This window comes from Rhodomicrobium sp. R_RK_3, assembly GCF_002198715.1.
In the GTDB taxonomy this organism is placed as follows: Bacteria; Pseudomonadota; Alphaproteobacteria; order Rhizobiales; family Rhodomicrobiaceae; genus R-RK-3.
Genome location: NZ_MWLK01000020.1, coordinates 55,817 through 67,812, shown reverse-complemented (window position 1 = coordinate 67,812; position 11,996 = coordinate 55,817). Strand labels below are relative to the sequence as shown.

General features: G+C 65.5%; 6 protein-coding genes. 2 read left to right on the top strand and 4 right to left on the bottom strand.

The window, feature by feature from the left end:
• Window positions 1-209: 209 nt before the first annotated feature.
• Window positions 210-5,483: an alpha-2-macroglobulin gene (locus tag BLEFHOIH_RS10910; RefSeq protein WP_088345302.1), complete on the bottom strand. Its 5,274-nt coding sequence runs from the start codon at window positions 5,481-5,483 to the stop codon at window positions 210-212.
• A 692-nt stretch (window positions 5,484-6,175) separates the two neighbouring features.
• Here BLEFHOIH_RS10910 and BLEFHOIH_RS10905 point away from each other — a divergent pair.
• Both BLEFHOIH_RS10905 and BLEFHOIH_RS10900 read left to right on the top strand, forming a co-directional pair.
• Window positions 6,176-7,717, top strand: a complete 1,542-nt coding sequence (locus BLEFHOIH_RS10905; protein ID WP_088345300.1) for an outer membrane beta-barrel protein — start codon at window positions 6,176-6,178, stop codon at window positions 7,715-7,717.
• A 134-nt stretch (window positions 7,718-7,851) separates the two neighbouring features.
• Window positions 7,852-8,241 carry a carboxymuconolactone decarboxylase family protein gene (locus tag BLEFHOIH_RS10900; RefSeq protein ID WP_088345298.1) on the top strand — a complete coding sequence of 130 codons (390 nt, stop codon included), beginning with the start codon at window positions 7,852-7,854 and terminating at the stop codon, window positions 8,239-8,241.
• 324 nt (window positions 8,242-8,565) lie between these two features.
• Here the strand turns inward: BLEFHOIH_RS10900 and BLEFHOIH_RS10895 are convergent, their stop codons facing one another.
• The 3 genes from BLEFHOIH_RS10895 to BLEFHOIH_RS10885 all read right to left on the bottom strand — a co-directional run bounded on the left by BLEFHOIH_RS10895 (window position 8,566) and on the right by BLEFHOIH_RS10885 (window position 11,900).
• On the bottom strand, window positions 8,566-9,036 hold the full coding sequence (locus tag BLEFHOIH_RS10895) for a hypothetical protein (protein WP_088345296.1): 471 nt from the start codon (window positions 9,034-9,036) through the stop codon (window positions 8,566-8,568).
• 168 nt (window positions 9,037-9,204) lie between these two features.
• The gene (locus tag BLEFHOIH_RS10890; RefSeq protein ID WP_280950387.1) at window positions 9,205-10,119 is read right to left on the bottom strand and encodes a 4-(cytidine 5'-diphospho)-2-C-methyl-D-erythritol kinase; all 915 of its coding nucleotides are present in this window, start codon (window positions 10,117-10,119) and stop codon (window positions 9,205-9,207) included.
• Window positions 10,116-11,900 (bottom strand): tetratricopeptide repeat protein, encoded by a 1,785-nt coding sequence (locus tag BLEFHOIH_RS10885; RefSeq protein ID WP_088345295.1) that lies wholly within the window; start codon window positions 11,898-11,900, stop codon window positions 10,116-10,118. Before BLEFHOIH_RS10885 ends, BLEFHOIH_RS10890 begins: the two co-directional genes overlap by 4 nt.
• Between the last annotated feature and the right edge of the window lie 96 nt (window positions 11,901-11,996).

Here is an 11,996-nt window from a genome sequence, read left to right as displayed (position 1 = left end):
GGTTGGGGTGAGGGGGTAATGCCTCTCGGTAGGACGGACGTCGCCTCACGGATAGGCATTACCCCCTCACCCGGCGCTTCGCGCCACCCTCTCCCCCTGGGAGAGGGGTTATATGCGACCTCACACCACAACCGCTCGCGCCTCGTCGTGCTGGGTGCCCGCTTTCGGGGGGATTCTCTCCGAGTGCATTGCGAACGCTTCCGTCTCCATCACCGCAGAATCTCCACCTTGCCCGGCGCGGTGCGGGCGAAGCGCTCGGGGCGGTACATGTCCTCCACATAGGCGCCCGGATGGGTGTAGCTGCCCGGGGCGACGGCGCGCATCACATAGGCGAGCGTGTAGGTCGCGGGCGGGCGGTTGCCGGTGGCGGTCTGGGTGAATGCGGCCGTGAAGCGGTCGTCGCGGAAGGCGGTGTAGGCGGGCGAGGCGCTCGCATCGAGCCAGGCGAAGGCGCGCAGATCGGCGCCCTTGATCAGCTTCGGATTTTCGATCTCGAAGCCCGCCGGCAGCCGGTCCTCGACGACGATATGGCCGAGCTTGGCCTCCGTCTCCGTCACCTTCAGCACGATCACCACGCGGTCGTTCTGCTTCACCCGGTCGAGCTGCATGGCCTTGCCGTCAGGCGCGTAGACCTGACGCTCGATGCTGAAACCGGATGAGACCGCAGGCTCCGGCGTCACCGAGGCACCGTTGACGATCACCGAAGCGGAAATCGGCTGCGCCGTGGTGTTCTTGATGACGAGTGGCGCGCGGGTCAGGTCGGCGGCGCTCAGCACGCGCTGCACCGGGCCGGGCTCAGGCTTGCCGTCGACATCGAGCGTGCTGCCGCGGCTCTGGTCGATCAGCGATTTCGCGGCCAGCAGCAGCCAGGCATTCTCCTGCGTGCTGGTCGTGCCGGTCGCGGCGCGGCGGTTGGTGACGTCGCGCAGGATGCCCGGCACGGCTTGCGGCAGCATCCGGGTTTCGGCGATCAGGGTCAGCGTCGCGGCGCTGTCGCGCAGGGCGGTGCCGTAATCGGTGCGGCTGGCGGCGAAGGCGGGGCTGACCGCTGGCTTCATGGCTTCGAGCGCGATGTTGAAGGCGCGCTCCGCCCGCTCCTTGTCGCCATACATGGCGAGCGCCGCGCCGAGCTGGGCCTGCGCCAGGGGCGTTGCGAAATTGCCGAGCTTTTCATCGACATAGTAGCGCAGATCGCCGACCACGGCCCGGCCGGAGCGCGCCAGCACATAGAGCGCATAGGCCAGTTCCTCGCCGCCCTTCTGGAATTCCGCCGTGTAGTTGACGGAGTTTTTCAGCCGGTCGAGCGCCGTTTCCACCATGGTGGAGCGGAGCTTGTAGCCCTTCTCCTGCGCGCGGGTGAGGAAGTCGGTGACATAGGCCGTCAGCCACAGGTCATAGCTGCCGGGCGACCACAGGCCGAAGGAGCCGCTGGAATCCTGCAACAGCGCCAGCCGGTCGATGGCCGCCTGGATGCGCTCCTTGGCGCCGGTCTCGCCCGCGAGGCCGACGGCGTCCGCCACCTCGTTCAGATAGAGCAGCGGCAGCGCACGGCTGACGGTCTGCTCCGCGCAGCCGAGCGGGTAGCGGTCGAGCGACATCAACAGGCCCGGCACATCGAGCGAGGCTTCCGGCCCGGCGCTGACGGTGACGCGCGCGGTCTCGGGGATGAGATCGGCGATCAGGTCGGCGGTGAGGCGCAGCGAGCCGCTATTGGCCGCAAGCGCTTCGAGGCTGCGGCGCGTGACGTTCGGCGCGGCGGGCTCGACGCGGAAGGCATAGTTGCGCTCGACGGTGACGCCGCCGGGGCCGACAACGCGGACCTGAACCGTCGCCTTGCCGAGGCTGTCGCCGCTGACGGGCAGTGTGAGGCTCTTGCGCTCGCCCTTCTTTAGCGGGAATTGCTGGCGCGCCGAGCCGTCGGGGATCGACGTGCCGCCTTCGGGCACGGCGGCGACGGTGAATTCGCCCTCGCCGGCCTCGACATTCTGGACGCTCAGATGCAGCTCGGATTTGTCGCCGATGATGAGGAACTTTGGCGGCGTCCCCTGCACCACGACGGCGTCGCGGACGGTTACATCCTTCGTCGCATGGCCGAGCTTGCCGCCGCTCCAAGCCGCCGCCATGACGCGCAGCGTGCCGTCGAAGGCGGGCAGGTCGAAGCTGACTTCGGCTTTGCCGTTCTCGCCGACATCGACGATGCCGGAATAGAAGGCGACCGGCTCGGCATTCAGCGGCCGGCCCTGCATCGACATGCCGCCGCCCGCGCCGTCGCCGCCGGAGCGGATGGTGCCGCGCACGCCCTGCATGCCGTCGATGAGCTTGCCGTAGAGATCGCGGATCTCTGTGCCGAGCCGGCGCTGGCCGTAATAATATTTGTCCGGCTCGGGCGCCTTGTAGTCGGTGAGGTTGAGGATGCCGACATCGACGGCGGCGACCGTCACGCGCGCCTTCTCGCCGCTTGCGAGACCTGCGAGCGTCAGCGGAATGGTGAGCCGCTGGTTGGGCCGCGTCGTCTCCGGCAAGGCGAGCGAAACGCCGATGGTCCGGTCGCTGGTGTCGAAGCCGAGCCATTTCACGCCGATGGCGCGGCTCGGCATCCGCTTGGCGGCGGCGTCCATCGGCCGGTAGAGCTCGGCCATGACATAGGCGCCCGCGCCCCAGTCCTCGCCGACCTTAAAACGCACGCTGGCGCCGCTGGCGGGCACATCGACGGTCTGGATGGCGAGCAGCCGGTCGCTGACGATGGCGACCATGGCTTCGCCCGCCATGCGCGGCGAAAGCTGCACGTTGACATCCTCGCCCGCCTTGTAGCTCGGCTTGTCCAGCGCGACGTCGAGAATGTCGGGCGTCTCGCCGGTCTCGGAGACGTACCAGCCGGAGGAGAAGCTGACGCTGGCCGGCAGCGCCTGCGCGCCGGGGGCGGTCACTTCCAGCCGGAAGCGACCATAATCGGGTGCGGTGCTGATGCGGGAGGGCTGGCCGGGGGCGACATCGACGGTGCCGTTCGAGACCTTGCGCACATATTGCACCGCCTCGTAATCCCAGCGCCCGTCGCGATTGTAGTATTGGAAGCGCGTTTCCAGCCGCGACAGCTCCCAGTTCAAGCCCTTCATCGCGGCGGGCTTGCCGTCGCGGTCGAGCACGACGATGTCGAAAGCCGCGCCCCCGGTCTCGGCCGTATGCCCCCCTTTGAACTCGGGCTTGATGCCGATGAACGGCTTGGCCGGGCGCACATCCAGACTGGTCGATTCCGTCAGCACGCGGCCGGAGGGCTCGCGCAGCCGCACGATCAGGTCGGCCTCGAGCAGCTTGGTGGTCTGGGCGAGCGCGGGCAGCTTGGCCTCGATCTGCGCCGAGCCGAAGGCGTCGGTCAGCGGCAGATTTTCGAGCGGGTTGCGCTGCGGGGCGAAGGTCTCGTCTTCGAGACCGAAGGAATAATCCGCAAAGCCGTCCGGGCCGCCGCTGCGCGCGGCAACATTCACTTCGGCCTCGAGCGAGAGGTTGGAGGCGGGCGCGCCGTAAAGATAGCGGCCGTCGATCTTCACATTGACCGGCGTGTCGGCCGAAATCACCTTATTGCCCGGCGCCAGCGACATCTCCAGCCGCTCGGGCGTGTAGTCCTCGACCAGGAAGGCCAGATCGCCGATGGAGGCGCCTTTCGGATCGGCGTGGGCGCTGACCCGCCAGGTGCCGGTCATCGCGCTCGCCGGGATCGCCAGGGTAAAGCTGCGGCCGCCATCGCCCGCATCGGCGGTCATCTCGCGGCTGAACTCCACATTGTCGGGGCGGAAGATCTTCAGCGTCAGCGGCACGCCGGGCGCGGCCTTGCCCATGCCGTCGCGCAGCAGCGCCGTGAGGTAGACTTTTTCGCCGGGGCGGTAGACGCCGCGCTCGGCGAACAGCATCGCATCGAGCGGACCGGGCGTCTGGCGTCCGCCGACGCCGCGGTCGGAGAGGTCGAACGCCGCCTTGGTCAGGTCGAGGAAGCCGTAATCGCCATCCTCGGCGCGGGCGACCATCAGCGCCGGAGCCAAGCCGCCGGTGCCGCGCGTCAGGCCGGACTCGAAGCGGACATAGCCCTTGTCGTCGGTCTTGGCCGTCGCCAGCACTTCATTGTTGCGCGCCAGCAGCCGGACTTCGATGCCGCTTTTGGCCTTGGCGTCGGCGAGCGAGCGGATGAAGCCATGCACGCCGTCCGCGCCGCTCATCGCCGTCAGCCCGAGATCGGAGACGACAAACCATTGCGTCGCGCGCATCCCGTAGTCATTGCCCGCCTCGGCGCTGTCCGCCGCCGGTTCGCGGCCATCGTCGGGCTGGCCGGTCATGACGTAAAGGCCGGGCTGCAAATTCGGCAGCAGCTCGTCGATCGGGAAGGCGATGGTGGTTTCCTGGTTCAGCTCGGTCTTCACCGGCATCGAGCCGGTCCAGAGCAGCCGCCCCTTGCTGTTCTTGATCTCCTCGGCCTGATAGCTGTCGATCTGCTGGCCGAAGGAGCCGTCGAGCACCTCATTGGCGATGCGCCGGTCGCCGACATGATAGATGCCGATCTTCACCGCCTTGGTGTTGATGGCGACGACCGGAATGCCCTGCTGTCCCGAGCGAGGCAGCACGTAATTGGAATTGGTGAAGCGGATGGCGGGCTTGCGGTCGCGCACATAGACCGTCAGGTCGACGGCGCCGGCCAAATTTTCGCCGACGGCGGAGGGCAGCCCGTCGCGCACCTTCACCTCGTAGCGCCGGCCATGCAGCAATTCCTCGATGCAGAGCTGGTTGTTCTGCACCCGCACGCCGGCCGGGTCCTCGCCGTTCACCGAGACGAATTTGGCGAAATCGATGCGCCCGCCCGCCAGCGTCTCGGAGAACTGGATGCACAGGCGTGGCGCGGCGGCGTCGCTGTCCACCGTATAGTCGAGCATGCGGAAACCGTGCTCGGCCACCATCTGGTTGAAGGCGTTGCGCACGTCGGCATCGTCGAGCAGTGCAAGGCTTCCCTTATAGGCGTCGATCGCCGGGCGCCACAGTGAGCGCGCGGCAAAGCTCTCGGCAAGGCTCGAAAGCGCGGCGGCCTTCACGCTCGGCGTCTTGGCGCGCAGATAGGCGAGATAGGCCGTCGAGCCGGCATTGCGCCAAAAGCTGGTCTTCTCGTTGGAATCTTCGGTCTGGATCGCCAGATAGGCGCGGGAGAGTTCGAGCCAGGTGTCGGCCGCGTTCTTGTCCAGCACCACGGACGAGGCGAAATAGCCGGTGGCGCGGCGCGGATCGTTGCTCTTCATCGACGCCTGGCCACGGGTCTTCCAGCCCTTGGCGGTGTTGCCCTCGCTCGGCCATTGCGCCTTCAGATAGGCTTCGAACTCGTTCGCCGAGCGTTCCGTGTCGTCGTGAAAGAAGGGCTGCGTTTGAGCGTGGGAGAGGGAGGGCATGAGGGCGATGGCCGCCAAGGCCAGCGCTGCGAAGAGCGACGCCAAACGCAACGGGAACGACATTGAATATCCCTGTTTTACCAGCTTTGGAGGGAACGCGTATTCGTCTGGGCAGATGAGCAAAAAGCCTTTTCGGCCGGCAGAATACGCCTTCGCGGCGCGAAGTCCATAAGATGGAAAAATTTATCGGCGCGTTGATGAATGGCCGCCCAACGATTTAAAGAACCGCCTGTGAGAATCGGGGAAAACTGATTCGTCGCTTTGACAACCTAAAATTGAGAAAGCATAAATATACACGTCAGGCCCGATGGTCCCTCGACGCAGAAGAACGGCTCGCTCCCTCTGTCTCCCTCACCGTTGGTGCAAACTGCGCCAAGCCCCGAAGCAGCCCTCGACTCGTCGATACCCGCCCTTGCTAGTGGAGGTCACAGACCGCTAGCCGTGAGCCAGTCCCGAGCTCACTGGGATCTCCGGCCCGACACGCATTGAGGCTCAATGCACCGAGAACGACCTGCAAGCTGCCGGCGGGCAGCTTGCAGGTCCGACTCATGCCCACAGGGACGATCATAGAACTCCCCTCCGCCGGCAAGGCGCGACTCGCGGGAAACCTCTCGGACCTGTTGCCGGACTGACCACACAGCCGCCGGCCGCCGCGTCAAACCAGCGCTTTCCGTTTACATCCTCCGGTTGCGTTTCTAAGGTCGTCCCACTGAGTCGCGTTTCCCAACAAAAATAAAAAACGGGCGGAGGGTGAAATGCGCGTCAGTATCCTGGCGAAACGCTGTGCGTTGTTGGCCGCCGTCCTCTCGCCCGCCTCTGCCTGGGCGGATGGCCAGCACGAGCCGGCGCCTGCCCCCGTCAGCATCAAGGACCTGCCCGATCTGCCGCTGCCGCCACTATGGGCCGGCGCCTATATCGGCGCGCATTTCGGCCGCGCCTGGGACGACAGCAAGGTCGTCGATTACGGTCCGCCTGTCTCGGACGGCGCCTTCGCCTGCGAACCGGCCGTCGTGCCCTATTGCGGCAAGATCTTTCACTATGGCGCGGATGGCTGGATCAGCGGCATTCAGCTCGGCTACAACTTCCAATATGACTGGCTGGTCTTCGGTGTCGAAGGCGATCTCGGCCGCATCGATGCCGACAACACCAAGATCCGCGATCGGCTTGTCGACCGCGACATCGCCGGCGTCGACTATGGCTGGTACGGCACCCTGACCGGCCGTCTCGGCGTCGCCACGCCCCGGGCGCTGTTCTACGTCAAGGGCGGCGCCATATTCGCCGAACGCAGCGACTTCGCCTCCGATGAGGACGAAGCCTTCTTCACCGGCAGCGGCTTCTGGTATCTGGACCCCTTGAGCACCGTCCGCGAACACGGCACCGACGTCGGCTGGACGCTGGGCGGCGGCATCGAATATGCGTTGACGCCGGCCTTCAGCATCAAAGCCGAATATATGTTCGCCGATTTCGGCCGCGAAATCCTGCGCGACGTGGATGGCGACGGCTACCAGTTCCGCAACGAAATCCAGAGCGTCAAATTCGGCGTCAACTACCATCTCGGCGCGGGCGCCGCCGAGGCTGCCGCGATCGGCTGGGGCTATGAGGCCGATCCCTATATGTGGGCCGGTCCCTATCTCGGCGTCTTCGCCGCCTTCGCCCGCGACCAGTCGACCTCCGTCGATTATGGCGTGCCGGTCGTCAACGGTGCTTTCGCCTGCGAACCGGCGGGCTATTGCGGCGATCCTTTCGATTATGACGGCAGCGGCTGGGCCGGCGGCACCCAGATCGGCTTCAACTTCCCGGTCCGCGGCCTGATCGTCGGCATCGAGGGCGACGCCGCCCACATCGACATGAACGACGAGGAATGCAAGGAGCGCTCGATCACCGATAGCGACGTGGCCGGCATCCGCTATGGCTGGTACGGCGCGGTCACCGGACGCATCGGCGTGCCGCTCTATCGCTCGCTGATCTATGCGAAGGGCGGCGTGGCCTTTGCCGAGATCAAGAATTTCGCCGCCGACATCGACAAGCTGGACAATGGCATCTTCTTCATCGACGACACGAGCGTGACCAATTCGAAGCACACCGACACGGGCTGGACCGTCGGCGGCGGCATCGAATATGCGCTGCGCGGCAATCTGCGGCTGAAGGCGGAGTATATGTATGCCGATTTCGGCAAGAACATCTCCAGCGATGTCGACGGCGACCTCTATCAGCACGACAACGAGTTGCATCTCATCAAGGTCGGCGTGAACTATTACGTGAACCGCCCGGCGCCGGAATTGCCGCCGCTTAAATGACAGCGCGGCGCCGACGCCGCGCATCATCCGGTCGAACCGAGACGGCGGGCCGCGAGGTCCGCCGCTTTTATGCGTGCGGGGTGCCGCGCTAGCTGGCAGAACGGAGGCGGGTCTAGAAATTCAAGGAGACGGCCATGGATGAGAAAGAGCGGCTGGAGGCCGGTTTTGCGCGGCGGCGCGAGGTTTTGAGCGATGCCTATGTCGATCGCTCGCTCGCCAACCGCACGCCCCTGACTTCAGAGTTCCAGGATTTCATCACCCGCTATGCCTGGGGCGAGATCTGGACGCGGCCCGCCCTCGACACCGACACGCGGCGCCTGCTGGTGCTGGCGATCACCGCCGCGATGGGCCGCTGGGACGAATACCGCCTTCATCTGCGCGCCGGGCTCGAAGGTGGGCTGAGCCTCGAGGCGGTCAAGGAATTGCTGATGCAGACCGCCGTCTATGCCGGTGTCCCGACAGCGAATACCGGCTTCCACATCGCGCGCGAAATCGCCGGCGAACTGGGCCTGGACGCGAAATAGAAACAGAAAGGCGAGGGCCCCGAACCCTCGCCTTTCCGCGTGTCTGTGCATTCATGGGGACTGGAACGGCGGAGCCGATCCGGCAACGCCGAATTCCAGCCGCGATCTTAACACGCGGGATTGCTGACGCAATCGTCATTTGTGACAAGAATTCGGGTTTTCTTCGCCAGCTTAGACGGGCGCAGGTGGGTTTATTCGACGAACATAGCCGGTCGACCGTGTCGTGACTTCCGTACGGCCGACGAGGGGAGTTTTTTTGCGGGAGCTGGATCAGTCTGGACGACACGGATATGCGCGACGCCATCCACAAAAGCCACGCGCCGATCACTTCCTGAACGGCTCGGCCTTGATGACCCGGAGTTGGAACGCGCCGCCATGTTCGCTGGCCGACGCCTGCGTCAGCGCCCCGATACCGCCCGCAACCAGACCCGCCTTGACGACATCGGGGCGCGGGGCGATTTCGAGCGTGTAGACGATGCCGGGCTGGGCCACCAGCGTGACGGCGAAGACATTCGGATGGCCCCAATAATCGACGACGATCTTGTGCGCGCCGGAGGAGACATCGAGGATCGTCGACTGGCCGATGCCGAGGCTGCCCAGCTCGCGGCCGTCGATCCTGATCCTTGCCGGTGCGCTTGAAGCCGTCGGCTCGTCGGTGCGGACCAGCTTGAGCCGCGACGCCTTCGCGCCGAGCGGCTGGAGCGCCAGCGCGGCATTTTCCGGCAACGTGCTGCCGCAAGCCGACAGCAGCGCCGCCACCAGGGCGACGGCGCAAAGCGCAAAAGCAGTTTTCATAATTCACGCAATCCGATCATGCGGAACCAGTATAAATGGAAAATAAAAGCCGCACAGACGGGAATTGCGGCATCGGTTGCGCTGCAGGGCGAAAGAGTTGTGCAGCGCGGCATCAGCGTAAATTCCTACGCCTTTCGGACAGGTGGTAGGCCCAAATCGCAGGCGGGATCAGCTCAGATTCACCGGCTGCACCCACCAGCCGGGATGGGCATCGGTGATCGCCGTGGCGGCGGCCGTCGCCTCCGCCTGAGTGGCGAACAGGGCGTAGCAGGTCGGGCCGCTGCCGGAGAGACGGGCGAGCAGGGCGCCGCGCGCTCCGGCAAGCGCCGTCAGCACGTCGCCGATGACCGGGAGCAGACGGCGCGCGGGAATTTCCAAGTCATTGCCACGGCCGCGCGCGTAGGCAAGGAGATCGGCCAGGCTGCTGATCTTGGGGAGGACCGGCGCGGTGAGCGGCGCTTTGGACAGCGGCTCGGCGCTCAGCACGCGGAAGACGTCCCGGGTCGCCAGGGGCAGCATCGGATTCACCAGCACCGCGGGGACAGGTTCGATCGGCGCCAGCGGGTGCAGGCGCTCGCCGATGCCGGTCATGATGGCGGCGCGCGAGAGCAGGCAGCATGGCACGTCGGCACCGATTTGGCCGGCAAGCGGCACCAGCGCATCGAGTTTGCCGCGCGCTCCTTTCGCCGCCAGCAGCCGGAACACCGCCGCCGCATCGGCCGATCCGCCGCCGAGCCCGGCCGCGACAGGAAGCGATTTCACCAGCCGGAACCGACCGGCCGGCTCGTCGCCGCGCGAGCGCCAGAGCGCCAGCGCGGCGCGCTCGACCAGATTGCCCTCGCCGTCCAGCCCGGCCGCGAATGGCCCTTCAATGTCCAGAGAAAACGGCCCGCCCGCCCGGTATTCCAGCCGGTCGCCGAAATCGGCGAACAGCACGAGGCTTTCCAGCTCGTGATAGCCGTCCGGGCGGCGGCCACGGATCTCGAGCGTCAGATTGATCTTGGCGGGCGCAAGCTCGGCGCGCGGCCGGACGCGCCGGCGAGACCCAGGCGCCTCGGCGCCCGCGATCCCCTCTCCGCTCACTTCGGCTGCGGCGCCGGCGGCGTTTCCGAATTCTCCAGCGAAGCGCGGGTGTTCGGATCCTCGATCAGGCCCGATTCCAGCTTCTTGCGGATCTTCTTCTCGTCCTCGGGCTCCGGCTTCAGGTCGAGCGACTGCTTCCACTGGAACTGCGCTTCCAGACGCCGTCCGACCTTCCAATAGGCATCACCCAGATGGTCGTTGATGACCGGATCGTCGGGCTTCAGCTCGACGGCGCGCTCGAGCTGCTTCACCGCCTGCTGGAAATCGGCCTGCCGGTAATAGGCCCAGCCCAGGCTGTCGACGAAATAGCCGTCATTGGGACGCTTCTGCACGGCGCGCCGGATCAGCTCCATCGCCTCTTTGACATTGAGGTTCTGGTCGACCCAGCTATAGCCGAGATAGTTGAGCGTCAGCTCCTGGTTCGCATCGATGTCGAGCGCCTTCTTCAGATCGGCCTCGGCCTTGGGCCAATCCTTCATGCGCTCATAGCAGACGCCGCGCGCGTAATAGACCGACCAATGCGACTTGTCCGAAGCCCCCAGCCGCTCGATGGCCTGGGTGTAAAAAGTGACGGCCTCCGGATATTCCTTGTTGCCGCGCAGGAGGTTGCCGAGCGTGTAATAGGCGCGCATGTCGGCCGGGTAGGCGGCGACCAGTTCCTTCAGCAGCGTCTTGGCCTCATCGATCTTCTCCAGCGAGTTCAGATCGTAGGCCTTGCGGAGCTGGGCATTCAGCCAAAGCGGCGAAGAACGCGGCACCATGTGGAAGCTGTCGGCCGCCGCACTGTAATTCTTCATCTGGTCGTACAACTCGCCGAGGGCGTAATGGGCGACCGTGTAATCCGGCTTGGCGTAGAGCGCGAGCTGCAGATAGATCTGCCCGGCATCGACGACGCCGTCGCCCGCCAGCGCCTCGCCGATGCCCTGGAACACGTCGGCCAGACCTTCGGCGGGGCTGGCGACGTTGAGCGCCGGCTTCTTGCCCGCATCGATCTCGTCCGCCAGCGACTGAACCAGCGGGTTCGGCGAGGACGTGCTCATATGCGGCTCGAGGATCTTCTTGGCGAGCGCCTTGTCGCCCCAATAGGCCGCGTGCCGCGCATAGGCGACCGAAACGCGGACATTGCGCGGCGTCTTCTCATGCAGCTTCTTGTAGGCGGAGGCGGCGGTTTTGCGCTGGCCGGCGAGGTCCGCGATCATGGCGCGGTGCAGCAGCTCGATGTGCTGCGAGCCTTCGGTCTGGGTGGCGCCGGTGCCGCCGGTCAGCTTCATCGCGGCTTTCGACTGATCGCGGGCAAGCGCGATCCAGGCGCGGGCGAGATTGGCGGTCAGGTCGGCGATGGGGCCGGTGCCGCCCGCCTGGAACAATTTGTCCGCCGTGCCGTAATCTTTTTTCGCAAAAGCCTCGATGCCGAGGAAGAAACTGGCGACCTTATGCTCGTCCTCGCGATCGACGAGTTCGCGGGCCAGATCGCGCGCTTCGTTGAACTTGCCCGTGGCGACCTTGAGCTGGAAAGCCTCTTCGAGGATTTCCTTGCTGTGCGGGTCCTTCTCCAGCGCGTCCTTGTAATATTGCGCGGCGGCTTCATTATCCCGGATGCTGCGCGCCAGACGGCCCGCCAGATAGCTGCCGAGCAGGCTGTCGCTGTCTTCGAGCTGATAGGATTCGTCGGAGGGCGTATCGCTTTCAACGGCACCAACGGGCCGGCCGTTGGCGAAGACCGCGAGCAGACCGGCGAGGGCCAGCATCGACGCATTCTGTCTCAATCTGAAGGTCTTCATAGAACCCTTTTCTCTATAACCTTCGCCGCAGCATTGGCGCGATGGCGCAAAATTTAAGTGACAGTATCACAACAATATCGGCAAATCACCCTCAGC